26 protein-coding genes and 1 pseudogene are annotated in these 25,496 nt (G+C 59.3%); 25 read left to right on the top strand and 2 right to left on the bottom strand.

Going from position 1 to position 25,496, the window contains the following annotated elements; all coding sequences use genetic code 11:
- The first annotated feature begins 2 nt into the window (after positions 1 to 2).
- From fliM to MEB48_RS06510, 23 genes and pseudogenes are all read left to right on the top strand, one after another.
- Positions 3 to 971 carry a flagellar motor switch protein FliM gene (gene fliM / locus MEB48_RS06620; RefSeq protein ID WP_237882984.1) on the top strand — a complete coding sequence of 323 codons (969 nt, stop codon included), beginning with the start codon at positions 3 to 5 and terminating at the stop codon, positions 969 to 971.
- Positions 972 to 1,035: 64 nt separating this feature from the next.
- A complete protein-coding gene (gene fliN, locus MEB48_RS06615; RefSeq protein WP_095052254.1) occupies positions 1,036 to 1,494 on the top strand; it encodes a flagellar motor switch protein FliN in 459 nt (152 codons plus the stop codon).
- Positions 1,495 to 1,956, top strand: a complete 462-nt coding sequence (gene fliO, locus MEB48_RS06610) for a flagellar biosynthetic protein FliO (RefSeq protein WP_237882983.1) — start codon at positions 1,495 to 1,497, stop codon at positions 1,954 to 1,956.
- Positions 1,956 to 2,714, top strand: coding sequence for a flagellar type III secretion system pore protein FliP (fliP, locus tag MEB48_RS06605; RefSeq protein WP_237882981.1), 759 nt, complete (start codon positions 1,956 to 1,958; stop codon positions 2,712 to 2,714). Before fliO ends, fliP begins: the two co-directional genes overlap by 1 nt.
- Positions 2,711 to 2,980, top strand: coding sequence for a flagellar biosynthesis protein FliQ (gene fliQ / locus MEB48_RS06600; protein ID WP_030130551.1), 270 nt, complete (start codon positions 2,711 to 2,713; stop codon positions 2,978 to 2,980). Before fliP ends, fliQ begins: the two co-directional genes overlap by 4 nt.
- Positions 2,981 to 2,983: 3 nt before the next feature.
- A complete protein-coding gene (fliR, locus tag MEB48_RS06595; protein WP_237882979.1) occupies positions 2,984 to 3,766 on the top strand; it encodes a flagellar biosynthetic protein FliR in 783 nt (260 codons plus the stop codon).
- 3 nt (positions 3,767 to 3,769) lie between these two features.
- Positions 3,770 to 4,909 (top strand): flagellar biosynthesis protein FlhB, encoded by a 1,140-nt coding sequence (gene flhB / locus MEB48_RS06590; RefSeq protein ID WP_237882976.1) that lies wholly within the window; start codon positions 3,770 to 3,772, stop codon positions 4,907 to 4,909.
- 339 nt (positions 4,910 to 5,248) lie between these two features.
- Entirely contained in the window at positions 5,249 to 6,151 is a 903-nt protein-coding gene (locus tag MEB48_RS06585) for a carbohydrate binding domain-containing protein (protein WP_237882974.1), read from the top strand.
- 86 nt (positions 6,152 to 6,237) lie between these two features.
- Positions 6,238 to 6,553: pseudogene (locus MEB48_RS06580) on the top strand (hypothetical protein); the annotation flags it as partial.
- A 1,034-nt stretch (positions 6,554 to 7,587) separates the two neighbouring features.
- A complete protein-coding gene (gene flhA / locus MEB48_RS06575; RefSeq protein ID WP_237882971.1) occupies positions 7,588 to 9,717 on the top strand; it encodes a flagellar biosynthesis protein FlhA in 2,130 nt (709 codons plus the stop codon).
- Between the two features lie 11 nt (positions 9,718 to 9,728).
- Positions 9,729 to 11,054: a flagellar biosynthesis protein FlhF gene (flhF, locus tag MEB48_RS06570; RefSeq protein WP_237882969.1), complete on the top strand. Its 1,326-nt coding sequence runs from the start codon at positions 9,729 to 9,731 to the stop codon at positions 11,052 to 11,054.
- A 116-nt stretch (positions 11,055 to 11,170) separates the two neighbouring features.
- Positions 11,171 to 12,001: a flagellar synthesis regulator FleN gene (gene fleN / locus MEB48_RS06565; RefSeq protein ID WP_003222917.1), complete on the top strand. Its 831-nt coding sequence runs from the start codon at positions 11,171 to 11,173 to the stop codon at positions 11,999 to 12,001.
- Complete coding sequence (fliA, locus tag MEB48_RS06560) at positions 11,998 to 12,738, top strand: RNA polymerase sigma factor FliA (RefSeq protein WP_095051771.1); 741 nt, start codon at positions 11,998 to 12,000, stop codon at positions 12,736 to 12,738. Before fleN ends, fliA begins: the two co-directional genes overlap by 4 nt.
- Before the next feature lie 168 nt (positions 12,739 to 12,906).
- Positions 12,907 to 13,278, top strand: a complete 372-nt coding sequence (locus tag MEB48_RS06555; RefSeq protein ID WP_024012118.1) for a chemotaxis response regulator CheY — start codon at positions 12,907 to 12,909, stop codon at positions 13,276 to 13,278.
- 30 nt (positions 13,279 to 13,308) lie between these two features.
- Positions 13,309 to 14,097: a protein phosphatase CheZ gene (locus tag MEB48_RS06550; protein WP_237882968.1), complete on the top strand. Its 789-nt coding sequence runs from the start codon at positions 13,309 to 13,311 to the stop codon at positions 14,095 to 14,097.
- A 37-nt stretch (positions 14,098 to 14,134) separates the two neighbouring features.
- Positions 14,135 to 16,366: a chemotaxis protein CheA gene (locus MEB48_RS06545; RefSeq protein WP_237882966.1), complete on the top strand. Its 2,232-nt coding sequence runs from the start codon at positions 14,135 to 14,137 to the stop codon at positions 16,364 to 16,366.
- Between the two features lie 49 nt (positions 16,367 to 16,415).
- Positions 16,416 to 17,552, top strand: a complete 1,137-nt coding sequence (locus MEB48_RS06540; protein ID WP_237882964.1) for a protein-glutamate methylesterase/protein-glutamine glutaminase — start codon at positions 16,416 to 16,418, stop codon at positions 17,550 to 17,552.
- Entirely contained in the window at positions 17,552 to 18,292 is a 741-nt protein-coding gene (locus MEB48_RS06535) for a flagellar motor protein (protein ID WP_095051775.1), read from the top strand. The genes MEB48_RS06540 and MEB48_RS06535 overlap by 1 nt, the downstream gene beginning before the upstream one ends.
- A gap of 12 nt (positions 18,293 to 18,304) precedes the next feature.
- The gene (gene motD, locus MEB48_RS06530) at positions 18,305 to 19,201 is read left to right on the top strand and encodes a flagellar motor protein MotD (protein WP_442969066.1); all 897 of its coding nucleotides are present in this window, start codon (positions 18,305 to 18,307) and stop codon (positions 19,199 to 19,201) included.
- Positions 19,202 to 19,244: 43 nt separating this feature from the next.
- Positions 19,245 to 20,033: a ParA family protein gene (locus tag MEB48_RS06525; RefSeq protein WP_237882960.1), complete on the top strand. Its 789-nt coding sequence runs from the start codon at positions 19,245 to 19,247 to the stop codon at positions 20,031 to 20,033.
- 117 nt (positions 20,034 to 20,150) lie between these two features.
- Positions 20,151 to 21,017 (top strand): CheW domain-containing protein, encoded by an 867-nt coding sequence (locus MEB48_RS06520; protein ID WP_237882958.1) that lies wholly within the window; start codon positions 20,151 to 20,153, stop codon positions 21,015 to 21,017.
- Between the two features lie 41 nt (positions 21,018 to 21,058).
- Entirely contained in the window at positions 21,059 to 21,544 is a 486-nt protein-coding gene (locus MEB48_RS06515; protein ID WP_007946765.1) for a chemotaxis protein CheW, read from the top strand.
- Positions 21,545 to 21,937, top strand: coding sequence for a DUF2802 domain-containing protein (locus tag MEB48_RS06510; protein ID WP_237882956.1), 393 nt, complete (start codon positions 21,545 to 21,547; stop codon positions 21,935 to 21,937).
- A gap of 120 nt (positions 21,938 to 22,057) precedes the next feature.
- Here the strand turns inward: MEB48_RS06510 and MEB48_RS06505 are convergent, their stop codons facing one another.
- Positions 22,058 to 22,387 (bottom strand): EscU/YscU/HrcU family type III secretion system export apparatus switch protein, encoded by a 330-nt coding sequence (locus tag MEB48_RS06505; protein WP_237882954.1) that lies wholly within the window; start codon positions 22,385 to 22,387, stop codon positions 22,058 to 22,060.
- Entirely contained in the window at positions 22,384 to 23,958 is a 1,575-nt protein-coding gene (fliK, locus tag MEB48_RS06500) for a flagellar hook-length control protein FliK (RefSeq protein WP_237882952.1), read from the bottom strand. Before fliK ends, MEB48_RS06505 begins: the two co-directional genes overlap by 4 nt.
- 198 nt (positions 23,959 to 24,156) lie before the next feature.
- On the opposite strand from fliK, the gene ccmA reads away from it, so the two are divergent.
- Positions 24,157 to 24,792 (top strand): cytochrome c biogenesis heme-transporting ATPase CcmA, encoded by a 636-nt coding sequence (gene ccmA / locus MEB48_RS06495; protein ID WP_223487736.1) that lies wholly within the window; start codon positions 24,157 to 24,159, stop codon positions 24,790 to 24,792.
- On the top strand, positions 24,789 to 25,457 hold the full coding sequence (gene ccmB / locus MEB48_RS06490) for a heme exporter protein CcmB (protein ID WP_008072659.1): 669 nt from the start codon (positions 24,789 to 24,791) through the stop codon (positions 25,455 to 25,457). Before ccmA ends, ccmB begins: the two co-directional genes overlap by 4 nt.
- Positions 25,458 to 25,496 lie beyond the last annotated feature (39 nt).

The raw sequence follows: 25,496 nt of genomic DNA, 5'->3' as shown, positions 1-25,496 counted from the left end.
ACATGGCCGTGCAGGACCTGCTGTCCCAGGATGAGATCGATGCGCTGTTGCATGGCGTCGACGATGGTCTGGTACAGACCGATAACGCTGCCGAACCTGGCAGTGTCAAAAGCTACGACCTGACCAGCCAGGATCGCATCGTCCGGGGGCGTATGCCGACCCTGGAAATGATCAACGAGCGTTTCGCCCGCTACACCCGCATCAGCATGTTCAACATGCTGCGCCGCTCGGCGGACGTTGCCGTCGGTGGCGTGCAGGTGATGAAGTTCGGCGAATACGTACACTCGCTGTACGTGCCGACCAGTCTCAACCTGGTCAAGATCAAACCATTGCGCGGCACAGCGTTGTTCATTCTCGACGCCAAACTGGTGTTCAAACTGGTGGACAACTTCTTCGGCGGCGACGGCCGTCACGCGAAGATCGAAGGGCGTGAATTCACCCCGACCGAACTGCGTGTGGTGCGCATGGTGCTGGAACAAGCCTTCGTCGATTTGAAGGAAGCGTGGCAGGCGATCATGGAAGTGAACTTCGAGTACATCAACTCGGAAGTGAACCCGGCCATGGCCAACATCGTCGGCCCGAGCGAAGCCATTGTGGTATCGACGTTCCACATCGAACTCGATGGCGGTGGCGGCGACCTGCACGTGACCATGCCGTACTCGATGATCGAGCCGGTGCGCGAAATGCTCGACGCCGGCTTCCAGTCCGATCTCGATGACCAGGACGAGCGCTGGGTCAATGCCTTGCGCCAGGACGTGCTGGATGTCGACGTGCCGATCGGGGCCACGGTCGCCCGTCGCCAGTTGCGCCTGCGCGACATCCTGCATATGCAACCGGGGGACATTATCCCGGTGGAAATGCCGGAAGACATGATCATGCGCGCCAACGGCGTGCCGGCCTTCAAGGTCAAGATGGGTTCGCACAAAGGCAACCTCGCGTTGCAGGTTATCGAGCCGATCGAGCGCCGCTGACCGGCGCTCCCCTCCCTTTTAATTGACTGCTCTTGATTGAGCAGGTGCCCGCCGAGGACAAATGATGAATGACGATATGAATGCCCAGGACGACCAGGCGCTGGCCGATGAATGGGCTGCAGCCCTGCAAGAAACCGGTGATGCCGGGCAGGACGATATCGATGCCTTGCTGGCCGCCGACGCCGCCGGTTCGCCGTCCAACCGTCTGCCGATGGAAGAGTTCGGCAGCGTGCCGAGGAACAACGATCCGGTGACGCTGGATGGTCCGAATCTGGACGTGATCCTCGATATCCCGGTGTCGATTTCCATGGAAGTCGGCAGCACCGACATCAACATCCGCAACTTGCTGCAACTCAACCAGGGGTCGGTGATCGAGCTCGATCGTCTGGCCGGCGAGCCGCTGGACGTGCTGGTCAACGGCACGCTCATCGCCCACGGTGAAGTGGTGGTGGTCAACGAAAAGTTCGGCATCCGCCTGACCGACGTGATCAGCCCAAGCGAACGCATCAAGAAGCTGCGCTGAGTGAAAAAGGTTCTGGGTTTTGTGCTGGGGTTGGCGCTGGCCTTGCCGTTAAGCGTGTTGGCGGCCGAGCCGGTAACGACGGCTGCGACAGCGGCCTCCGCGCCGGCCGCCAGCAGCGGTGTGGCCGGGCAATTGACGCAATTGGTATTCGGCTTGCTGCTGGTGCTGGGGCTGATCTTTTTCCTCGCCTGGTTGCTGCGCCGGGTCCAGCAGGCCGGGCCGGCGGGCAGGGGGCAGGTGATCGAGCTGATCGGTTCGCGCGCCTTGGGTCCTCGTGATCGTTTGATGCTGGTGCAGGTCGGCAACGAACAGATTCTGCTCGGTCTCAGCCCCGGAACCATCACCGCGCTGCATGTGCTCAAGGAGCCCGTGCCGGTGCCCGCCACTACCGAGAAAGCGACCCCGGAGTTTGCTCAGCATCTGTTGAAGATGCTCGGCAAGGATCACAAGGATAAGAAGTAATGGATGCGTTACGCATCGTCTTGACGCTGGCCCTGATGCTGGTCGCGCCGCTGGCGTTCGCCGCCGATCCGTTGTCGATCCCGGCGATCACCTTGGGCACCAACGCCGAAGGCGCTCAGGAATACTCGGTCAGCCTGCAAATCCTGCTGATCATGACCGCGCTGAGTTTCATCCCGGCGTTCGTCATGCTGATGACCAGTTTCACCCGGATCATCATCGTGTTCTCGATCCTGCGTCAGGCCCTGGGCTTGCAGCAGACACCGTCGAACCAGATCCTTACCGGCATGGCGCTGTTCCTGACCCTGTTCATCATGGCGCCGGTGTTCGATCGGGTGAATCAGGATGCCTTGCAGCCGTACCTGGCGGAGAAACTCACCGCGCAGGATGCCGTGACCAAGGCGCAGGTGCCGATCAAGGACTTCATGCTGGCCCAGACTCGCAGCAGCGATCTGGAGCTGTTCATGCGCTTGTCCAAACGCACTGACATCGCTTCGCCTGATCAGGCGCCGCTGACCATTCTGGTGCCGGCGTTCGTAACTTCAGAATTGAAAACCGCGTTCCAGATCGGCTTCATGATCTTCATCCCGTTCCTGATCATCGATCTGGTCGTGGCCAGTGTGCTGATGGCGATGGGTATGATGATGCTCTCGCCACTGATCATTTCCCTGCCGTTCAAGATCATGCTGTTCGTGCTGGTGGATGGCTGGGCGTTGATCATCGGCACGTTGGCCAGCAGCTTCGGCGGTGTTTCACCATGACGCCGGAAGTTGCCGTAGACATCTTTCGCGAAGCGCTGTGGCTGACCACCGTGATGGTCGCCGTGCTGGTGATCCCGAGCTTGCTGGTGGGCCTGTTGGTGGCGATGTTCCAGGCCGCCACCCAGATCAACGAACAGACCCTGAGCTTCCTGCCGCGCCTGCTGGTGATGCTGGTGACCCTGATCGTTGCCGGCCCGTGGCTGGTGCAGACTTTCATGGAATACATCCTCCAGCTGTACCACAGCATTCCTCAGGTCATCGGCTGAATCATGTCGCTGCTGCAGCTAACCGATACCCAGATCAGCACCTGGGTGGCGACGTTCCTGTTGCCGCTGTTTCGCATCGGCTCGTTGCTGATGGTCATGCCGATTTTCGGCACGACGCTGGTGCCCACGCGCATCCGTCTGTACTTCGCCCTGGCGATCACTTTCGTGATCGCTCCCGGCCTGCCGCCGATGCCGCCGGTCAACGCGCTGGACCTGAGCGCACTGCTGCTGATTGCCGAGCAGATCATCATCGGCGCGGTGCTGGGTTTCTCCTTGCAGCTGTTCTTCCAGGCTTTCGTGGTCGCCGGGCAAATCGTCGCGATCCAGATGGGCATGGGCTTCGCCTCTATGATCGACCCTACGAACGGCGTGTCAGTGGCGGTGATCGGGCAGTTTTTCACCATGCTGGTGACCCTGCTGTTCCTGTCGATGAATGGCCATCTGGTGGTGTTCGAAGTCCTCGCCGAAAGCTTCACCACGCTGCCGGTCGGTGGCGGGTTGATGGTCCATCATTTCTGGGAGCTGGCCGGCAAACTCGGCTGGGTACTCGGTGCGGCACTGTTGCTGGTGCTGCCGGCGATCACGGCGTTGCTGGTGGTCAACATTGCGTTTGGCGTGATGACCCGGGCGGCGCCGCAGCTGAACATTTTCTCGATCGGCTTCCCGCTGACCCTGGTGCTCGGGCTGTTCATTGTCTGGGTCGGTCTGGCGGACATTCTCAATCAGTATCAACCGCTGGCCTCCGAGGCCTTGCAGTTGTTACGCGAACTGGCACGGGCGCGCTGAGTCATGGCTGAGAGCGAAAGCGGTCAGGACAAAACAGAAGACCCCACGGAAAAACGTAAAAAGGACTCCCGTGAGAAGGGCGAGATTGCGCGCTCCAAGGAACTCAATACGCTGGCAATCATGCTCGCCGGTGCCGGTGCGCTGCTGATTTTTGGTGGTGCGTTGGCGCAGGACATGATGGAGCTGATGCGGATGAACTTCACGCTGTCGCGGGAAGTGATTCTGGATGAGCGCAACATGGGCACCTTCTTGCTGCACTCGGGACAGATTGCCCTGCTGGCGATTCAACCGGTGATGATCACTTTGCTGTTGGCTGCGGTGATCGGCCCGATCTCCCTCGGCGGCTGGCTGTTCGCGGCGGGCTCCATGGCGCCGAAATTCAGTCGGATGAACCCGGGCGCGGGACTGAAACGGATGTTCTCGGCCAAAGCGTTGGTTGAATTGCTCAAAGCCCTGGCGAAGTTTTTCATCGTATTGTTCGTGGCGTTGGTGGTCTTGTCGTCGGACATCGACGATCTGCTGCGCATCGCCCATGAGCCATTGGACATGGCGATCATTCACAGCCTGCAATTGGTTGGCTGGAGCACCTTGTGGATGGCTTGCGGGCTGATCCTCATCGCTGCGGTCGACGTGCCGGTACAGATTTGGGAAAGCCTGAAAAAACTGAAGATGACCAAGCAGGAAGTGCGCGATGAGCACAAGGATCAGGAAGGTAAACCAGAGGTCAAGCAGCGCATTCGCCAGTTGCAACGCGAGATGTCCCAGCGGCGGATGATGGCCGCGATCCCCGAGGCCGACGTGGTCATTACCAACCCGACTCACTACGCCGTGGCGCTCAAATACGATCCGGAAAAGGGCGGGGCGCCGATGCTGGTCGCCAAGGGCAGCGACTTCCTGGCGTTGAAGATTCGTGAAATTGCTGTGGCCAATGAAGTGTTGTTGCTCGAGTCGCCGGCGCTGGCGCGTTCGATTTATTACTCCACTGAACTGGAACAGGAAATTCCCGGCGGGTTGTATCTGGCGGTTGCGCAGGTGCTGGCGTATGTCTATCAGATTCGTCAATACCGAACAGGTAAGGGTAAGCGGCCGGATCCGCTCCAGGATGAACTGCCGATTCCGCCGGATCTGCGCCGCGATTCCTGAAAAGTCCCGAGCCAGTCAGTCAACAAACCAAACCTGTGGGAGCGAGCTTGCCCGCGAAGAGGCCGTGCCAGGCGATGAAGATGTCGACTGACACACCGCTTTCGTCGGAACGCCGTCCGGCGCAAGCCCGCTCCCAACAGATTGCGCTTTGACCCAACCCGCCATACCGCCCGTTGGGGGGAGCGCAGCGACCTAAAAACCTGCAACCGCGCTGTATCAGGATTCCACTACCAACTGTCGGAGTCCACCCCCTACCTGTTACTTCTGACAGTAGCCAATTCTCCTCCCTTCAGCATTTAATAACTCCTCCTACCACTGATCGCGAAAAAGGAATTCGAGATGACGAACTTTTCAATGAATATGGCGCCGTGTCTCAACAACCTAGTGAAAGATGGCGACTTTGCAGATGAGGAAAGCTCCGAATGGACGTTTGAAAAGACGGTGCCGGAGTCGCTTGCCACCCGAGAGATCGAGGCTGGCAACCCATACTTTGCCTCCTCTATTTCCGGTTCCGCAATGCAAGTGGTTCGAGGCATTACACCATCGACGCTCTATTCCCTTTCAGTAAACACCAGAGGTAGTGAGAGACAATCCGACGGCCAGGATCGAAACCCCACCGGCTACATAGGAGTCATAGGGGGCGGGGTCGATTTCCGTGTCTATTTGAGCGATGTGCACGACTGGAAAGAGCAGAAGGTGCGTTTCAGGAGCTTGTCGGCCACGGACAGTCTTCTAATCACCCTCTTTGGAGTTACCGGCAAACTGGATTTCGATGATGTCTTGCTACGCAGAGAGGAGGAGGTCATCGATCCCGATGAGTTGATCAAAAACGGCTCCTTTAATCAGGGAGAAGAGTATTGGCAACTGCTGCGTCCGAATATCGACGCTAAGGCGCAGATTTTTCTTGACGATGGCAACCCCTGTATCCTCGTTTCCCATCTGGGCAGCGCTCGCCAATCGGTGAGTGTAACGTTTAATAAAACGTATATTTTTAAATTCAGAGCCAAAGCCGTGGGACCCACCGTGGGCGCTACTGGTGGACGAGTGTTCATTCGAAGTAATGGGCAGGGCTCAATAGATCAATCTCTCACTGTCACCAATGATTGGGTCAATTACCAGATGGAATATAAGGTGCCTAATGTAGGCGGCAGTGATTTCTTAATCGTCGGCTTGTCTGGTGGCGCTCTGGCGAGTGGTACAACTACGTATGTTGATGAAGTTTCACTCAAGCTCAAAGTGTAGGAAAAAAGGCGCGGGGGAGATCGGAAGAAAAGGGGCGTCCATCAGCCGATCTCAAGTCGAGGCTAATGGGTGTCCCTTTTTTTTGCATCGCCCATGAGCCGCTGGACCGCGCGATCGCCCATAGCCTGCAAGTGCTCGGCTGGAGCACCCTGTGGATGGCCTGCGGGCTGATCATCATTGTCGTGGCGGCCAACGAGGTCCTGTTGCTGGAATCGCCGGTGCTGGCGCGGTCGATACTCTACGTAGCTGGAGTAGGAAATTCCGGGTGGGTTGTATCTGGCTGTGGCGCAGGTGTTGGCGTATGTCTATCAGATTCGGCAGTACCGCGCCGGTAAGGGCAAGCGACCGGATCCGCTGAAGGATGATTTGCCGATTCTGCCGGATTTGCGGCGGAATTCTTGACCGGGGATTTGACGTTCATCTCTCAGAGATTTGGCAGAACAAGGTAATGGGGGGCTTCAAAGTATTTTTTTGCGCGTCTAATGTTTCGGTAGTGAATTGCGTCGAGTGATCTGATTTGGAGCATTTCTTCCCTGTATCGAGTGGCTACTTTTTTAAAGATTGGGTCTTGGGATTTGGCTATTTCGCTGGGCAGAAAGTGCAATTTACTTAAGCTAAGCGCTGGGTTGCTTGCGTTGCTACTGTTATTTAAATACTCAACGACTTGCCTGTACTGTGCCGGATGTACTGTTTCTTCTATCATCGAGGGGAGACGGCTGGTAGAGAGTCCTTTACTCAATATCGTCTTTCTGGCCAAGGCTTCCAGGCGGGGGGGCGCTTTCCAACGTTTTCGGGGATGTGATTCTATTAAAGTCTTGTATGAATCTGGATTGTTGCTTTTCCAGTAGGATTCTTGAATTAGTTTCGGTTTTTAGCTCTTCTATGAAGGACAGGGCTTTGTTTCTATTTGCTCCTTTTGTTAACGTCAAATATTGGTTCGGTCGGGCGCCTTTGATGGTTCGGCTAATTTTGTAGCTTTGCATCAAGGCAAGTAGGGGGCTCATCCCTGTTTTTGAAGAGTGGAGTCTGAGTATCTATGCGGGTGCTCAGGTTGGGTACTAGCAGAACTGATAGGGTCGGTAGTCTGTGCAGCGGCCCTGCATGCCTCATGGGCAAGGGTAAGCGGCTCGATCCGCTCAAGGAGGATTTGCCGATTCCACCGGATCTGCGCCGCGATTCCTGATTGTTGTGTTGGTAATGCTGGCCTCTTCGCGGGCAAGCCTCGCTCCTACAGTCCTGTGTCGTTCGCATATGTCACGTATAACTCAAAACCTGTAGGAGCGAGGCTTGCCCGCGAAGGCGTCGGTACAGGCAATACAACCCCCGAAACAGACCTCTATTTCAACCCCCGGCAAAAGTTGGAAAGCTTCTTGCAGTAGCCGCCCCGAGCCTGCTTCAGGCGTCAAAAGTTTGCTTTAAAGGAACGGGGAAAACCGGTGGATCGCTCTCAGTTAATCAACACTGCACGCACAAACGTTGCCGACCTCAGTCGAGGCAATCTGGGCGTGCCGCTGTTGCTGCTGGTCATGCTGGCCATGATGATGTTGCCGGTGCCGCCGTTCCTGCTGGACGTGTTTTTCACGTTCAACATTGCCTTGTCCATCGTCGTTTTGCTGGTCTGCGTGTACGCCTTGCGGCCGCTGGATTTTGCGGTGTTCCCGACCATTCTGCTGGTGGCGACGTTGCTGCGACTGGCGCTGAACGTGGCCTCGACGCGGGTGGTGATGCTTCACGGCCAGGACGGCCATGCCGCCGCCGGTAAGGTGATCCAGGCCTTCGGTGAAGTGGTGATCGGCGGTAACTACGTGGTCGGTATCGTGGTCTTTGCGATTTTGATGATCATCAACTTCGTCGTGGTGACCAAGGGCGCCGGGCGGATTTCCGAGGTCAGCGCGCGTTTCACCCTCGATGCGATGCCTGGTAAACAGATGGCGATCGATGCCGACTTGAACGCCGGCCTGATCGATCAGAATCAGGCGAAGCTGCGCCGGATGGAAGTGGCTCAGGAAGCCGAGTTCTACGGTTCGATGGACGGTGCCAGCAAGTTCGTGCGCGGAGACGCCATTGCCGGTCTGCTGATTCTGTTCATCAACCTGATCGGCGGCATGGCGGTCGGTATTTTCCAGCACGGCATGAGCTTTGGCGATGCCGGTCGGGTGTACGCCTTGTTGACCATCGGTGACGGTTTGGTGGCGCAATTGCCATCACTGCTGTTGTCGACGGCCGCTGCGATCATGGTGACCCGTGCTTCCGGTTCGGAAGACATGGGCAAACAAATCAATCGTCAGATGTTTGCCTCGCCAAAAGCTTTGGCGGTGGCCGCTGGCTTGATGGCGGTGATGGGCCTGGTGCCGGGCATGCCGCACTTCTCCTTTCTGAGCATGGCAGCCTTGGCGGCGGGCGGCGCTTACCTGTTCTGGAAAAAGCAGAACGTAGCCAAGGTTCAGGCCCTGCAAGAGGTCAAGCGTCAGCAGGAACTGCTGCCGTCGCCGGCCCGGGCCCAGGAAACCAAGGAGCTTGGCTGGGATGACGTGACGCCGATCGACATGATCGGCCTGGAAGTCGGTTATCGCCTGATTCCGCTGGTGGACCGCAACCAGGGTGGTCAGTTGCTGGCACGGATCAAGGGGGTGCGTAAAAAGCTTTCCCAGGACCTGGGCTTCCTGATGCCGACGGTGCATATCCGTGACAACCTCGATCTGGCGCCCAGCGCCTACCGCCTGACCTTGATGGGCGTGATTTTGGCCGAGGCCGAGATTTACCCGGAGCGCGAATTGGCGATCAACCCGGGGCAGGTCTACGGCACGCTCAACGGCATCACCGCCAAAGATCCGGCTTTCGGTCTGGAGGCGGTCTGGATCGAAATCAGCCAGCGCGCCCAGGCGCAATCCCTCGGTTACACCGTGGTTGATGCCAGTACGGTAGTGGCAACCCACTTGAACCAGATTCTGTACAAGCACTCCAGCGAGCTGATCGGCCACGAAGAAGTCCAGCAACTCATGCATTTGCTGGCCAAAAGCTCGCCGAAACTGGCCGAAGAGCTGGTGCCGGGGGTGGTTTCGCTGTCGCAGCTGCTCAAAGTCTTGCAGGCGTTGCTGGCCGAGCAGGTGCCGGTACGGGACATCCGCAGCATCGCCGAAGCCATCGCGAACAACGCCGCCAAGAGTCAAGATACTGCCGCTTTGGTGGCCGCGGTGCGCGTCGGCGTATCTCGTGCCATCGTGCAAAGCATTGTAGGGACTGAGTCGGAGCTGCCTGTGATCACCTTGGAACCAAGGTTGGAACAAATATTGCTCAATAGTCTTCAGAAGGCAGGACAAGGCTCGGAAGAGGGCGTTCTGCTGGAGCCCAGCATGGCGGAGAAACTGCAACGTTCGTTGATCGAAGCGGCACAGCGTCAGGAAATGCAAGGTCAACCGGTGATTCTGCTGGTGGCCGGTCCGGTTCGCGCGATGCTCTCGCGATTCGGCCGGCTGGCAGTCCCGGGTTTGCATGTGTTGGCTTATCAGGAAATTCCTGACAACAAGCAAGTGACCATCGTTGCGACAGTAGGGCCCAACGGCTGAGGTAGTGGTTTATGCAAGTTAAGCGTTTTTTCGCCGCCGATATGCGTCAGGCCATGAAACTGGTTCGCGATGAACTGGGCGCCGATGCCGCCATCATTGGCAATCGCCGGATCGCCGGTGGTGTCGAGCTGACGGCTGCCCTGGACTACAAATTGTCGGCGCTGGCCCCGCGTGTTCCGAACATGGAACTCGAGGATGAACTGCGCAAGACCCAGTCGCGGATCGCTACCGCCCAGGCCGAACTGAGCCTGCGTAGCGATGGCGAGAGCGACAAAACCACCAACCGCCAATTGTTCGCCGGCCTGCCGTTGACCGCCGCCGAGCCGCTGATCGAACCGACGCTGGCCGAGCCCCGGCGCCCGGCACCCGCGCCTGCCACAGCCACCGGTGTCGACCCGCGGGCATTCGACTCGATGCGTTTCGAACTCAACAGCCTGCGTGAATTGATGGAAGTGCAACTTGGCTCGCTGGCCTGGAATCAACTGCAAGGCAGCCGTCCGGCCCAGGCCAACCTCTGGCGCCGCCTGCAACGCATCGGTCTGTCCGGTCCGCTGTCGCGCGATCTGCTGGCACTGATTACTGAAATTGAAGAACCCCGTCAGGCCTGGCGCATGTTGCTCGCCCACCTGGCGCGGATGATCGCCACCCCGGAAGTCGAGCCGCTGGAAGAGGGCGGCGTGATTGCCATGGTCGGCCCGGCCGGCATGGGCAAGACCACCACGCTGGCCAAGCTCGCGGCCCGTTATGTGCTCAAGTACGGCGCGCAGAACATTGCGCTGGTGAGCATGGACAGTTATCGCATCGGTGCTCAGGAACAGCTCAAGACCCTGGGCCGCATTCTCAACGTATCGGTCACCCACATTGACCCGGGCCAATCGCTGGTGCAGGCAATGGAGCCCTTGCTGCGCAAACGCGTGGTGCTGATCGATACCGCCGGCCTGCAGGCCAGCGATCCGGCACTGCGCATGCAACTCGAAAGCCTGGCCGGACGCGGCATCAAATCAAAAAATTATCTGGTCTTGGCAACCACCAGCCAGAAACAGGTTCTAACCGCCGCTTATCACAGTTACAAACGTTGCGGCCTTGCCGGCTGCATCCTGACTAAACTGGATGAAACGGCAAGCTTGGGCGAGGTGTTGAGCCTGGCCATCAGTCATGAGTTGCCGGTGGCGTATCTGACCGATGGCCCGCGGATCCCGGATGATTTGCATCTGCCGCGTCGTCATCAGCTGGTCAGCCGCGCCGTGAGTGTGCAAATGCAGGAAGAACCCAGCGAAGAAGCCATGGCTGACATGTTCGCTGATATTTACCACAGCCCGACCAAGCAGGTTGGCTAAGGTATTAATGAACAGTTTTTGTACCTACATCGATGGTCTGCCATGCATTGTTCAGTTGGTGAACGCGCAGCCAGTAATGTGGCCTCCGTCTATGCAAGACAAGGTAAAGAAATAACATGGGCAGCATGCATCCCGTACAGGTGATCGCGGTGACCGGCGGCAAAGGTGGCGTCGGGAAGACTAACGTGTCAGTGAACTTGTCCCTGGCTCTAGCTGAGCTCGGCCGGCGCGTCATGCTGCTGGATGCCGATCTGGGGCTGGCGAACGTCGACGTCCTGCTGGGGCTGACACCCAAACGTACCCTGGCCGACGTGATCGAAGGCCGCTGTGAACTGCGCGACGTGCTGTTGCAAGGGCCCGGCGGTATTCGCATCGTCCCGGCCGCGTCCGGTACGCAGAGCATGGTTCATCTGAGCCCGGCCCAGCATGCCGGCCTGATCCAGGCTTTCAGTGACATCGGCGACAACCTCGACGTATTGGTGATCGACACCGCTGCGGGCATTGGTGACTCGGTGGTCAGTTTCGTCCGCGCAGCGCAAGAAGTACTGCTGGTGGTGTGCGACGAGCCGACCTCGATCACCGACGCCTACGCGCTGATCAAACTGCTGAATCGTGACTACGGCATGAATCGCTTCCGTGTCCTGGCCAATATGGCGCAGAGCCCGCAGGAAGGCCGCAACCTGTTCGCCAAGTTGACCAAGGTCACCGATCGTTTCCTCGACGTCGCCTTGCAATACGTCGGTGCGGTGCCTTACGACGAAAGCGTGCGCAAGGCCGTGCAGAAGCAACGTGCCGTCTACGAAGCCTTCCCGCGTTCCAAGTGCGCCCTGGCGTTCAAGGCCATTGCACAGAAGGTCGATACCTGGCCGCTGCCGGCCAACCCGCGTGGGCACCTGGAGTTTTTCGTCGAGCGCCTCGTGCAACAGACCGCAGGACCCGTTCTATGACAGCCAGCGGTTACAACCTCTACAAGCAGTCGGCACGTGACGCGCAGTACGAGCTGATCGAGCGTTACGCGCCACTGGTCAAACGCATTGCCTACCACCTGCTGGCGCGTTTGCCGGCCAGTGTCCAGGTCGAAGACCTGATCCAGGCCGGGATGATCGGCCTGCTTGAAGTTTCCACCAAATACGACGCCAGCAAAGGCGCGAGTTTCGAGACGTACGCGGGCATTCGAATCCGCGGCGCGATGCTCGATGAAGTGCGCAAGGGGGACTGGGCACCACGCTCGGTTCACCGCAATACCCGCATGGTCAGCGACGCAATTCGCTCGATTGAAGCTAAAACCGGTCGTGACGCTAAAGATCATGAGGTTGCGGCCGAACTCCAATTGAGCCTCGACGATTATTACGGGATTTTGAACGACACCCTGGGCAGCCGGTTATTCAGTTTCGACGATCTGTTGCAGGACGGCGAACACGAAGGGCTGCACGAGGATGGCGCCAGTGCTCATCTCGAGCCGTCACGCGATCTGGAAGATGAACGCTTCCAGAAAGCGCTGGCGGACGCGATTGCCAATTTGCCGGAGCGTGAGCGACTGGTGTTGGCGCTGTACTACGACGAAGAGTTGAATCTCAAGGAAATCGGTGAGGTCCTGGGGGTCAGCGAATCGCGGGTCAGCCAGTTACACAGCCAGTGCGCGGCCCGTTTGCGGGGGCGTTTGGGGGAGTGGCGAGCGCGCTGACAGGCAGTGTGGGGACACTGCGAACGAGGTTGGTACGGCATTTTGCTGCATCAGTCACGGCCCGTTGTAATCCATGCAACTGTTGAGTGTTACGCCGAATTGATTGAACGGCGCGTTCAGGTGCTGCGCGCGTTTTAAGACTGCTTGGAGGTCGAATTGGACAAGAATATGAAAATCCTCATCGTTGATGACTTCTCGACGATGCGGCGGATCATAAAAAACCTGTTGCGTGACCTTGGGTTCACCAACACGGTCGAGGCGGACGATGGCACCACTGCCATTCCGGTTCTCAACAGCGGGAGCATCGACTTTCTGGTAACGGACTGGAACATGCCCGGCATGACCGGTATTGATCTGCTGCGCCACGTGCGTGCCGATGAAAAACTCAAACACCTGCCGGTGTTGATGGTCACGGCCGAAGCCAAGCGTGAGCAAATCATCGAAGCCGCTCAGGCGGGTGTGAACGGTTATGTGGTCAAGCCATTCACGGCTCAGGCGTTGAAAGACAAGATTGAAAAGATCTTCGAACGCATCGGTTGATGTGCAAAGCCAGTCCGTCACGGGGGAGCTATGGAGCATAACGAATCTTCACAGGGCGATTTCGAGTCGACCCTGAAAAAACACGCGGTCGAACTGGTCGAAAGCCTTGAAAAAGGTAGGTTCGGCGACGCTGTGCAACTGATCCATGAGCTCAACCAGACCCGTGACCGCGGCCTGTACCAGGAAGTGGGCAAGCTCACCCGCGAGCTGCATAGCGCGATCGTCAATTTCCAGATTGACCCGCACATGCCGCAAGCCGAGGAAGTGTCTCAGATCACGGATGCCACCGAGCGCCTGGGGTATGTGGTCAAGCTGACCGAGGCCGCGGCCAACCGCACCATGGACCTGGTGGAAAACGCCACGCCGCTGATCAACAGCCTGAGCGACGAAGCTCAGGCGCTGAGCACGGATTGGGGACGGTTCATGCGTCGCGAAGTCGGGGCTGAAGAGTTCCGCGAACTGGCCCGGCGGGTTGACGGTTTCCTGACACGCAGCAGCGAAGACAACCGCGTCGTGTCGAGCAACCTCAACGACATTCTGCTGGCCCAGGATTACCAGGACCTCACCGGTCAGGTGATCAAGCGCGTGACCCAATTAGTCACCGAAGTTGAAAGCAACCTGCTCAAGCTCGTGCTCATGGCCAGTCAGGTCGACCGCTTTGCGGGTATCGAACATGACCGTGAAGCAATGCTCGCTGAAAAAGATCCGCAAAAACATCTCTCTCAGGGTGAAGGTCCGCAGATTCATGCCGATAAAAGAGAAGACGTTGTGTCCGGTCAGGACGATGTGAACGATTTGCTATCCAGTCTTGGATTTTAGGTTTTCAGGTTTTTAGACCTTTAGGAGCACCCCCTTAATGAGCTTCGGCGCCGATGAAGAGATCCTTCAGGATTTCCTGGTTGAGGCCGGCGAGATTCTAGAGCAACTGTCCGAACAGCTGGTCGAGCTTGAAAGCCGACCGGATGATGCGGATTTGCTCAATGCAATTTTTCGCGGTTTTCACACTGTAAAAGGGGGCGCCGGCTTCCTCCAGCTCAACGAGCTGGTGGAGTGCTGTCACATCGCCGAGAACGTGTTCGACATCCTGCGCAAGGGTGAACGGCGCGTCGACTCGGAACTGATGGACGTGGTTCTTGAAGCACTGGACGCGGTGAACGGCATGTTCAGCGAAGTCCGCGAACGCAGCCCGATCACGGCTGCCACGCCTGAATTGCTTGCAGCATTGGCCCGTCTGGCCGAGCCGCAAAACGCCGATGAGGCAGCACCGGTCGCTGAGGTGGTGCAAGAGCCTGCCGCTGAAAGCGAATCAGGCGACATCACCGATAACGAATTCGAACAACTGCTGGACTCGCTGAATGCCGTCAAGGCCCAGGCCGAGGTGCCTTTGGTTGCTCCGCCTGCCGACGATGCGGCGACAAGCGACGAAATCACCGATGCCGAGTTCGAGTCGTTGCTCGATCAATTGCATGGCAAAGGCCAGTTCGCCGCCGATGCAGTCGTCGCAGCGCCCGCCGCACCGACTGCCCCGAAAACGGCAGGCGACAGCTCCGACATCACCGACGACGAGTTCGAAGCACTGCTCGATCAGCTGCACGGCAAAGGCAACTTTGCAGTCGATGCGCTGGAGTCGGCGATTGCTTCGGCCCCGGCCCCGGCTGCGCCAACCGCTAAAGCGGCCGGCAGCGATCTGATTTCCGATCACGAGTTCGAATCGCTGCTCGACGAATTGCACGGCAAAGGCAAATTCACTGAAGTGGGCACCGGTTCTGCTGTTTCTGCAGTAGCAACCCCGGTCGCCAAGGCACCTGTCGCCAAAGCGCCCGAGCCAAAAGCCCAAGCGCCCAAGCCTGTTGCCGCTGCTGCGCCGGCTGCTGCTCGTGCCCCGGCTGCGCCACCAGCGGAAAAACCGGCCAGCGAAGCCGAGACCACCGTGCGGGTCGATACCGCGCGTCTCGACGAAATCATGAACATGGTCGGTGAGTTGGTGCTGGTGCGTAACCGCTTGGTCCGTCTGGGTCTCAACAGCGGCGATGAAGCCATGTCCAAGGCCGTGTCGAACCTCGATGTGGTCACGGCCGACCTGCAAACCGCGGTCATGAAGACCCGGATGCAACCGATCAAGAAAGTCTTCGGGCGCTTCCCGCGCCTGGTTCGCGACCTGGCTCGCCAGCTCAAGAAAGAGATCAACCTGGAACTGGTCGGCGAAGAAACCGACCTCGACAAGAACCTCGTCGAGGCCCTGGCCGACCCGTTGGTCCACTTGGTGCGTAACTCGGTCGACCACGGCATCGAAGAGCCAGCTGATCGCGAAGCGATGGGCAAGCCTCGCAGCGGCAAGGTGATCCTGTCCGCGGAACAGGAAGGCGATCACATCCTGCTGTCCATCTCCGATGATGGCAAAGGTATGGACGCCGATGTTCTGCGCGGTATCGCCGTGAAGAAAGGCCTGATGGACAAGGATGCCGCGGACCGTCTCAGCGAGTCGGATTGCTTCAACCTGATCTTCGCCCCGGGCTTCTCGACCAAGACCGAGATTTCTGACGTCTCCGGGCGCGGCGTGGGCATGGACGTGGTGAAAACCAAGATCGCCCAGCTCAACGGCACCATCAATATCTACTCGACCAAGGGCAAGGGCTCGAAGATCGTCATCAAGGTCCCGTTGACCCTGGCGATCATGCCGACGCTGATGGTTATGCTCGGCAACCAGGCGTTCGCGTTCCCGCTGGTGAACGTCAACGAGATCTTCCACCTCGACCTGTCGCGCACCAACGTGGTGGACGGCCAGGAAGTGGTGATCGTGCGGGACAAGGCGCTGCCTCTGTTCTACCTCAAACGCTGGCTGGTCAGCTCCGCCGCTCATGAGGAGCAGCGCGAAGGCCATGTGGTGATCCTTTCGGTGGGCACTCAGCGGATCGGCTTCGTCGTCGATCAACTGGTGGGCCAGGAAGAAGTGGTCATCAAGCCATTGGGCAAAATGCTCCAGGGAACCCCGGGCATGTCCGGCGCCACCATTACCGGTGACGGCCGCATTGCGCTGATTCTCGATGTGCCGAGCATGCTCAAGCGTTACGCCGCACGGCGTATTTGATTCTGCGGGAGCGGGGCGACTGAGCCTCGCCTCGTCTAACGGAGTGTTTATGGCAGTCAAAGTCCTGGTGGTGGACGATTCGGGGTTTTTCCGCCGCCGCGTCTCGGAAATTCTTTCAGCGGATTCGAATATCCAGGTCGTCGGTACGGCGACCAACGGCAAAGAGGCGATCGATCAGGCCCTGGCCCTCAAGCCAGACGTGATCACCATGGACTACGAGATGCCGATGATGGACGGCATCACCGCAGTGCGGCACATCATGCAGCGCTGCCCGACCCCGGTGTTGATGTTCTCCTCGCTGACTCACGAAGGCGCGCGGGTCACCCTCGATGCGCTGGACGCCGGCGCGGTGGACTTCCTGCCGAAGAATTTCGAAGACATCTCCCGTAACCCGGAGAAGGTCAAGCAACTGCTGTGCGAGAAGATTCTGAGCATCTCGCGCAGTAACCGTCGTGTCAGCGCCTACAGCGCCCCGGCCCCGGTGGCTGCGCCAGCCCCGACGCCTGCGCCTTCGAGCGTCAGCAGCTATGGCGGCAGCGCGCCTGTTCGTCCGGCACCGGCACCGGCACCGATTCCGGCTCGCACCCATGCAGCGACTCCGTCGTCTCCGGCACCGAAACGCAAAGCCTACAAACTGGTCGCCATCGGCACCTCCACCGGTGGCCCGGTTGCCCTGCAACGGGTACTGACGCAGTTGCCGGCCAACTTCCCGGCACCGCTCGTGTTGATCCAGCACATGCCGGCCGCCTTCACCAAGGCTTTCGCCGAGCGTCTGGACAAGCTGTGCCGCATCAGCGTCAAGGAAGCCGAGGATGGCGACATCCTGCGTCCGGGCCTGGCGCTGTTGGCTCCGGGTGGCAAGCAAATGATGATCGACGGCCGTGGCGCGGTAAAAATCCTGCCGGGCGACGAGCGTCTGAACTACAAGCCGTGCGTGGACATCACCTTCGGTTCCGCGGCCAAATCCTACGGCGACAAAGTTCTGGCGGTAGTACTGACCGGCATGGGCGCCGACGGTCGTGAAGGCGCGCGTCTGCTCAAGCAGGGCGGCAGTGCGATCTGGGCCCAGGATGAAGCCAGCTGCGTGATCTACGGCATGCCAATGGCAATCGTCAAAGCCGAGCTCGCGGACGCGGTATACAGCCTGGACGATATCGGCCGGCATCTGGTCGAGGCGTGCCTCTGATGGATGTACTCAGCCTTATCGGGATCATCATGGCGTTCGTCGCCATCATTGGCGGCAACTACCTTGAAGGCGGTCACCTCGGTGCGTTGGCCAACGGCCCGGCAGCGTTGATCGTGCTCGGCGGGACCATCGGCGCCGCGCTGCTGCAATCGCCGATGAGCGCCTTCAAGCGCGCCATGCAGATTCTCGCCTGGATTCTGTTTCCACCGCGCGTGGACCTGGCCGGCGGCATCGATCGCGTCGTGAACTGGAGCCTGACCGCCCGCAAGGAAGGTTTGCTCGGTCTGGAAGGGGTGGCCGACGCCGAACCCGACAGCTACTCACGCAAAGGTCTGCAACTGCTGGTGGACGGTGCTGAGCCGGAAGCGATTCGCAGCATTCTGGAAGTGGATTTCTACACCCAGGAAAGCCGCGACATCGAAGCCGCCAAAGTCTTCGAAAGCATGGGCGGCTACGCGCCGACCATCGGCATTATCGGTGCGGTGATGGGCCTGATTCATGTCATGGGCAACCTGGCCGATCCATCGCAACTGGGCAGCGGCATTGCCGTCGCCTTCGTCGCCACCATCTACGGCGTGGCCAGTGCCAACCTGATGCTGCTGCCGATTGCCGCCAAGCTCAAGTCCATCGCGTTGCGGCAGTCGCGTTATCGCGAGATGTTGCTGGAGGGGATTCTGTCGATCGCCGAAGGTGAAAATCCTCGCTCTATCGAGTTGAAGCTTCAGGGCTTCATGGATTGATGGGGGAAATGGATTATGGCTCGTCGTCGGCAACCTGAAGAACACGTAAACCACGAACGCTGGCTCGTTTCCTACGCCGACTTCATTACGTTGCTGTTTGCTTTCTTCGTGGTGATGTACTCGATTTCTTCGATCAACGAAGGCAAGTACAAGATCATTTCCGAGGCGTTGATCGGGGTGTTTACCGATTCCGACCGCGCCCTCAAGCCGATCCCCATCGGCGAAGAGCGACCGAAGACCGTGACCCCGGCCAAGCCGCTGGTCAAGGACAGCGAACAGATCGACGCCGGCATCGCCCAGGCCGCCAATGATCCGCTCAAAAGCATTGCCGATGACATCAGCGCGGCGTTCGGCGACTTGATCAGCTCCAACCAGATGACCGTGCGCGGCAATGAGTTGTGGGTCGAGATCGAGCTCAATTCCAGCCTGCTGTTCGGCAGTGGCGATGCCATGCCCAGCGACATCGCGTTCAATATCATCGACAAGGTCGCCGCCATTTTGAGGCCGTTCGACAACCCGATCCACGTCGAAGGCTTCACCGACGATCAGCCGATCCGCACCGCGCAATACCCGACCAACTGGGAGCTGTCTTCGGCCCGTTCGGCAAGCATCGTGCGCATGCTGGCGATGCAGGGCGTGAACCCCGGTCGTCTGGCGTCGGTGGGTTACGGCGAGTTCCAGCCAGTGGCCAACAACGCCACTGCTGAAGGCCGGGCGCGTAACCGTCGGGTGGTGTTGGTGGTTTCACGCAATCTCGATGTACGCCGCAGTCTCACCGGTACCGGAACGGCTCATGCCCAGCCGGATGCCGCATTGAAGCGGGCTGGCACACAAACTGCACCGACCCCGGTCAAGTCGCCGGGACGAGAGAGCGCCGTCAATTCTCCGTCACCCGCATTAACACGTTGAGCTATTTCTCGGTCGATCCATTCGGCCGGGAGGAACAATCCGAATGAGAGTCTGGGCAGTCGCCAATCAAAAGGGTGGTGTCGGTAAAACCACTTCCTCCATTGCTTTAGCCGGTTTACTGGCGGAGGCGGGCAAGCGCGTGGTCGTGGTCGATCTCGACCCCCACGGCTCGATGACCAGCTATTTCGGCTACGATCCCGACAGCCTGGAACACAGCAGCTACGACCTGTTTCTGCACAAGGGCAGCGTGCCGCAAGGCTTGCCCGGTCAGTTGCTGATGCCCACCAGTGACGAACGCATTTCTCTGTTGCCGTCGAGCACCGCGCTGGCAACCCTTGAGCGCCAGTCGCCGGGCCAGAGTGGTTTGGGCCTGGTGATTGCCAAGAGCCTGGCGCAGTTGTGGCAGGACTTCGATTACGCCGTGATCGACAGCCCGCCGTTGCTCGGCGTGCTGATGGTCAATGCCTTGGCGGCGAGCCAGCAGTTGGTGATCCCGGTGCAGACCGAGCATCTGGCCGTCAAAGGCCTGGAGCGCATGGTCAACACCCTGGCGATGATCAATCGCTCGCGCAAACAGGCGCTGCCGTTCAGCATCGTGCCGACCCTGTTCGACCGTCGTACCCAGGCCTCTCTCGGCACTCTTCGCGTGTTGCGCGACAAGTACCCGGAAGAAATCTGGCAAGGCTACATCCCGATCGACACCCGCTTGCGTGACGCCAGCCGGGCAGGGCTGACGCCTTCACAATTCGACGGCAAGAGCCGCGGCGTTCTCGCGTACCGCGCACTGCTCAAGCACCTGCTGGCGCAGCAACTTGTCCCACAGGTGGCCTGACATGAACGCAGCCCTTGTAGGAGCGAGGCTTGCCCGCGAAGCAGTCACCGCCGTGTTCTCAGTTAAATCGCGTCATCGTTCTTCGCGGGCAAGCCTCGCTCCTACAGAGGAGCAGGCATGAATCGGCCGGTGAAGATCACCTCGCGTCCGCAACTGGCCCTCCAATCCTATCTGGACGCCTTGCTGCAGGACGCGACCGAAGAGTGGCCGCCAGAAGTCGAGGCGTTGCCCGAGGTTGTCGAGGTTGAAGCCGCGCTGGATGAGTTCCAGGCTGCCGTGCTTGAAGAACAGACCCGTGATGCACAGAAACCGGCCGTGGCCGCTGCACCCATCGTTGCGCCAGTGGTGAAAGCACCCGTGGCCGTGATCGAAGCGCCGGCACCGATTCTGGCGCCCGTGTCGACGATTGCACCGCTGCTGCAAGCCTTGGTGCCGCCGGTGGTCGAAGTTCATCTGCCGCCGAGCAACACGCCGCCACCGGTGGAAACCGATGGTCGTCCGGCATGGGCTGCCGAACCGTTCGAATGCCTGTTGTTCGACGTTGCCGGGTTGACCCTGGCGGTGCCATTGGTGTGCCTGGGTTCGATTTATTCTTTGGCCGGTCACGAGCTGACGCCGTTGTTCGGTCAGCCGGAATGGTTCCTCGGGATTCTGCCGAGCCAGGCCGGCAACCTGAAAGTGCTGGATACCGCGCGCTGGGTCATGCCGGATCGTTATCGCGATGATTTCCGTCAAGGCCTGCAATACGTTATTTCAGTTCAGGGCTACGAGTGGGGACTGGCGGTGCATCAGGTCAGCCGTTCATTGCGCCTGGACCCGAACGAAATCAAATGGCGCAGCCATCGGGGTCAACGGCCATGGCTGGCGGGCACGGTGATTGAACACATGTGTGCCTTGCTCGACGTTTGCGCACTCGCCGAGCTGATCGCCAGCGGTGGGGCAAAGCACATGGGCGGCAGCAAGCCGGCCCACAAACCTACATAACAGAACAACACCGCCAGGGCGGTTTCTTGAGGGGTCAGGGTATGAATGATAAGGCGACGGCTGCAAAGGGTTCCGAAGATCCGATCCTGCAATGGGTAACCTTCAAACTGGACAACGAAACCTACGGCATCAACGTGATGCGCGTTCAGGAAGTCCTGCGCTACACCGAAATCGCCCCGGTCCCGGGGGCTCCGAGCTACGTGCTGGGCATCATCAACCTGCGCGGTAACGTGGTCACCGTGATCGATACCCGTCAGCGCTTCGGCCTGATGAATGCCGAGATCAGCGACAACACCCGGATCGTCATCATCGAAGCCGACAAGCAAGTGGTCGGCATCATGGTCGACAGCGTGGCGGAAGTGGTTTACCTGCGTCAGTCGGAAATCGAGACCGCGCCGAACGTCGGTAACGAAGAGTCCGCCAAGTTCATTCAAGGCGTGTGCAACAAGAACAACGAACTGCTGATCCTGGTCGAACTGGACAAGATGATGAGCGAAGAAGAATGGTCGGACCTGGAGAACATCTGATTGATTCTTGAGGTAGCTGTCATTGTCCTGTTCCTCTTCTGGGCAGGCACGCTGGCGATGCTGCTGGCGTACATTCGCGCTCAGCGGCAGATCGCCGTGCAACAGGCCAAGGGCGATGCGCTGCGCGATCAGCGCATCAAGGACCTGGCCAAACGCGTCGACGACTACCAGAACGGCAACGTGCGCATGGGTGAAGACCTGCACGAACTGCGCGCCGTCGTCGGCCCGTTGCCGGACAAACTGGCTCAGTTGGAGCAGCGTGATCCGTCGAGCCTTTCATTCGCTCAGGCTGCGCGCCTGGTGGGGATGGGGGCCAGCGTAGATGAACTGACCCAGTCTTGCGGGTTGACCCAGGCTGAGGCGGAGTTGATGAGGAAGTTGCATAAGAACTGACGCCTACCCAAGATCGTTCCCACGCTCTGCGTGGGAATGCCTCAACGGACGCTCCGCGTTCGGCTTTGGATGGGACGCGGAGCGTCCCGGGCTGCATTCCCACGCAGAGCGTGGGAACGATCAATAGTCGTCGTCGCGTTCGGTAATGTCCTTCTCCACCATCCCCACCTCTGAATCATGCCCCGCCGGAAACTTCCCCTTCAAATTCCACGCAAACGCAATGATCTCGGCGATCGTGCGATACAACTCCTGCGGAATACTCTCCCCCAATTCCATCCGCGCCAACAATCTCACCAGCTCGGCATTTTCATAAATCGGCACTTCATAATCGCGGGCAATCTTCAGAATTTCTTCCGCCAGTTCCTCATCACCTTTGGCCGTGAGGGTAGGGGCATGGCTGCCGTCGTATTTAAGGGCGATGGCCTGGCGCGGTGCGGTGGATTCATTCATGCGGTTTCGTCGACCCAGCGTTGTTCGAGGCGGGTTTGAGGGCCTTGAGGCGGTATGCCGAGGTGGCAATCCAGATCACCGACGTTCAGGCCGGAAGCCAGCAAGCGCTCGCGCAGCGCGGCCAGATTGTTTTCGATCAGGCTTGCGGTGTACGGCCGTTCGGCCCACAGCTGACTGGAGAGGCTGCCTTTGATCAGCTGGGCCTGAATCTGCAACGGCCCCAGCGGTTCCATGTCGAACGCCAGATCGACGCGCCACAGCTGTTGCTTGGGTTCGCGTTCATCGCGGCGTTCGTGCGGCTGTTCTTTCTCGGGCGCTTCTTCGCGCTGGAACTTGACCTGCAACGGCACGATGTCCTGCAGGTTGCGCATGGGGATTTCCAGCTGCCAGGTACTGAGCAGGCGACCGTCGTCGGTGATCCCGGTCTGTTCCAGGCTCGACAGTTGATGGCTTTGCAGGCGCGAGACGGCTGCCGCTGCCAGGCGCAGCAGGTGCTCCAGGTCGCCTTCACTGTCCTGACTTTGCAGCAGACGCTCGGGGAGAGGGAAACTGGTCGGCAATGGTTTGGCGCTGACTTGCCCGAGCATGCCCAGGGCGCTGCGCACGAAACCGGGCAGCGCTTGCGCCAGTGTATTGGCGGCAATGATCGCGTTGAGATTGGTATTGGCCGGCAGACCCGGCGTCAGTTGTGCGATCAGTTTAAGCAGGTCGCCTTTCATGTCAGATGTCAGCGTCGGGTTTTGTCCGGTCAGCAGTTTCGCCTCGAGGAACAGGCCGCTGTTGGCCAGTGCCTGGGCGAGGCCTTTGGGCGTGCTGAGTTGCTGAACGTCCGGCAGGCCGGCGAGTATTTTTTCCACGGCGGTGCGTAGTTCTTTGGAGGTCTGATCCGACGGCGGCAGGTTTTGCAGGACTTTGAGCAAGCCATCCAGAGAGCCTTGGCGACTTTGCTGGCTGACCAGTTGTTGCGTCACCGCCAACTGTTCCTGACGGCTGCTTAACGGGACGAACTTCAGCGTCTGGGTGTCCTGCACCAAGGCGCTCAGCAAGGTACCGATGCGCAATGGCGTCGGGCTGTCGATGCTCAGGGTGCTGCCGCTCAGTGCGGTGTTGAGCAGGCTGACCATTGAGCGAAACATCGTTGGCTGGCCCGGCACCTGTGGCATCACCTGAGAAGTCAGCACTTTGCCTTGCAGCAAGGTGCCGACCGGCAGTTGCGCCGTGTCGATGCGGGTGAGCGCGGCGACGCTGGAGGCGATGGCCTGTTGCACCGTGACCGCCAGATTGCCCGCCGATGGCTGGGTGATTGCCAGGCTGGTGCCCTGAGGCAGTGGCTGGGTACTGGTGGCCTGGACCGTGGTCTGGCGGCCGCTGTCGAGGGTGACTTTGAGCAGCAATTGAAAGATCTGATCCGCCTGCTTGAGCGACAGCACTTCGGCCTTGGCGGTTTGACCGGCCGTGATCAAGCCCTCCATCGGCGTCAGCAACTTGAGCAACTCGCCACTGACCGCCAGCGGACGGGTCGTCGCCGGGGTGGTCTGCGGTAGCGGAAGGATGTTCATTTCGCCTGTCATACGCGGTCACAACCTTCGGAAAATGCACGCTTGAGAGTAGGAGATGGCATGTATAATGCCGCCCACTTGTATACAGGGTGCCGGAAACATTGCAATTATTTGACGCAGCTCTCTAGTTCGGGCCGCCAATACATTTATCCTGCATCTCTTTAACGGCCGCGCCAAAGCCGACTTGAACCGTATAAGGCCCGTGATCTCTTGACCAGTCCTGTCCTGCAAACCGTTGCCCTCGCCTGTGAGCGAGACCTTCGGCTGCTTTTCGAAAATCTCGAATTGAGACTGGCCAGTGGCGAAATGTTGCAAATCAGTGGCCCCAACGGCAGTGGCAAGACCAGCCTTTTACGTCTGCTTTGCGGTTTGATGCACCCGACCGCCGGTCAAGTATTGCTAAACGGCCAGCCATTGAACGAGCAACGCAGCGAACTGGCGCGCAACCTGTTGTGGATCGGCCACGCCGCCGGCATCAAGGACCTGTTGACCCCCGAGGAAAACCTCAGTTGGCTCTGCGCCTTGCATCAACCGGCTTCCCATGAGGCGATCTGGCAGGCGCTGACGGCTGTGGGGCTGCGCGGTTTTGAGGATGTTCCCTGTCACACCCTCTCTGCCGGCCAGCAACGGCGCGTGGCCTTGGCGCGGTTGTACCTGGACAGTCCGCCGCTGTGGATCCTCGATGAGCCGTTCACCGCGCTGGACAAACAAGGCGTGGCGCAACTCGAAGAACACCTGGCGGCGCATTGCGAGCGGGGCGGTATGGTGGTCCTGACCACGCACCACACCCTGACCCGGATGCCGGCCGGCTACCGCGACATTGATTTGGGGAACTGGGCCGTATGAGTGTTTTCGGCCTGTTGGTCGCCCGCGAGGCACGTTTGCTGTTCCGCCGTCCTGCCGAATTGGCGAATCCGCTGGTGTTCTTCGCCATCGTTGTCTCCTTGTTCCCATTGGCGGTCGGCGCCGGGCCTCAATTGTTGCAAACCTTGTCCCCGGGGCTGGTCTGGGTGGCAGCGCTTTTATCGGTCTTGCTCTCGCTGGACGGGCTTTTCCGCAGTGATTTCGAAGACGGATCGCTTGAGCAGTGGGTCCTTTCGCCGCACCCCCTGCCTATTCTGGTTTTGGCCAAGGTGCTGGCACACTGGGCGTTTTCCGGGCTGGCGCTGGTTTTGCTCGCACCTTTGCTGGCGTTGATGCTCGGTTTGCCGGCCGCCTGTCTGCCGGTGTTGCTGCTTTCTTTATTGCTGGGTACACCGGTGCTGAGCCTGCTCGGTGCGGTGGGCGCAGCGCTGACGGTCGGATTGAAGCGCGGCGGCCTGTTGCTGGCGTTGTTGATTCTGCCGCTGTACATCCCGGTGTTGATTCTTGGCAGTGGCGCCTTGCAGGCGGCATTGCAGGGCATGCCGGCGACCGGTTATCTCTTGTGGCTTGGTAGCCTGACCGCCCTGGCGATAACCCTGACACCTTTTGCAATAGCCGCTGGCCTGAAGATCAGCGTCGGCGAATAATGAGGTCTGGTTAATTTTTAACCAGCAAAGACCCTTTGG

The sequence above is a fragment of the Pseudomonas sp. PGPR40 genome, from assembly GCF_022014505.1.
Classification (GTDB): domain Bacteria; phylum Pseudomonadota; class Gammaproteobacteria; order Pseudomonadales; family Pseudomonadaceae; genus Aquipseudomonas.
This window is presented reverse-complemented; position numbering and strand designations above follow the sequence as displayed.

Excerpts from the sequence above, each read along its gene's own strand:
- fliM (WP_237882984.1), top strand. The coding sequence starts at position 3 with ATGGCCGTGCAGGACCTGCTGTCCCAGGATGAGATCGATGCGCTGTTG.
- fliN (WP_095052254.1), top strand. The coding sequence starts at position 1,036 with ATGAATGACGATATGAATGCCCAGGACGACCAGGCGCTGGCCGATGAA.
- fliP (WP_237882981.1), top strand. The coding sequence starts at position 1,956 with ATGGATGCGTTACGCATCGTCTTGACGCTGGCCCTGATGCTGGTCGCG.
- fliQ (WP_030130551.1), top strand. The coding sequence starts at position 2,711 with ATGACGCCGGAAGTTGCCGTAGACATCTTTCGCGAAGCGCTGTGGCTG.
- fliR (WP_237882979.1), top strand. The coding sequence starts at position 2,984 with ATGTCGCTGCTGCAGCTAACCGATACCCAGATCAGCACCTGGGTGGCG.
- flhB (WP_237882976.1), top strand. The coding sequence starts at position 3,770 with ATGGCTGAGAGCGAAAGCGGTCAGGACAAAACAGAAGACCCCACGGAA.
- MEB48_RS06585 (WP_237882974.1), top strand. The coding sequence starts at position 5,249 with ATGACGAACTTTTCAATGAATATGGCGCCGTGTCTCAACAACCTAGTG.
- flhF (WP_237882969.1), top strand. The coding sequence starts at position 9,729 with ATGCAAGTTAAGCGTTTTTTCGCCGCCGATATGCGTCAGGCCATGAAA.
- fleN (WP_003222917.1), top strand. The coding sequence starts at position 11,171 with ATGGGCAGCATGCATCCCGTACAGGTGATCGCGGTGACCGGCGGCAAA.
- fliA (WP_095051771.1), top strand. The coding sequence starts at position 11,998 with ATGACAGCCAGCGGTTACAACCTCTACAAGCAGTCGGCACGTGACGCG.
- MEB48_RS06555 (WP_024012118.1), top strand. The coding sequence starts at position 12,907 with ATGAAAATCCTCATCGTTGATGACTTCTCGACGATGCGGCGGATCATA.
- MEB48_RS06550 (WP_237882968.1), top strand. The coding sequence starts at position 13,309 with ATGGAGCATAACGAATCTTCACAGGGCGATTTCGAGTCGACCCTGAAA.
- MEB48_RS06545 (WP_237882966.1), top strand. The coding sequence starts at position 14,135 with ATGAGCTTCGGCGCCGATGAAGAGATCCTTCAGGATTTCCTGGTTGAG.
- MEB48_RS06540 (WP_237882964.1), top strand. The coding sequence starts at position 16,416 with ATGGCAGTCAAAGTCCTGGTGGTGGACGATTCGGGGTTTTTCCGCCGC.
- MEB48_RS06535 (WP_095051775.1), top strand. The coding sequence starts at position 17,552 with ATGGATGTACTCAGCCTTATCGGGATCATCATGGCGTTCGTCGCCATC.
- MEB48_RS06525 (WP_237882960.1), top strand. The coding sequence starts at position 19,245 with ATGAGAGTCTGGGCAGTCGCCAATCAAAAGGGTGGTGTCGGTAAAACC.
- MEB48_RS06520 (WP_237882958.1), top strand. The coding sequence starts at position 20,151 with ATGAATCGGCCGGTGAAGATCACCTCGCGTCCGCAACTGGCCCTCCAA.
- MEB48_RS06515 (WP_007946765.1), top strand. The coding sequence starts at position 21,059 with ATGAATGATAAGGCGACGGCTGCAAAGGGTTCCGAAGATCCGATCCTG.
- MEB48_RS06505 (WP_237882954.1), bottom strand. The coding sequence starts at position 22,387 with ATGAATGAATCCACCGCACCGCGCCAGGCCATCGCCCTTAAATACGAC.
- fliK (WP_237882952.1), bottom strand. The coding sequence starts at position 23,958 with ATGACAGGCGAAATGAACATCCTTCCGCTACCGCAGACCACCCCGGCG.
- ccmB (WP_008072659.1), top strand. The coding sequence starts at position 24,789 with ATGAGTGTTTTCGGCCTGTTGGTCGCCCGCGAGGCACGTTTGCTGTTC.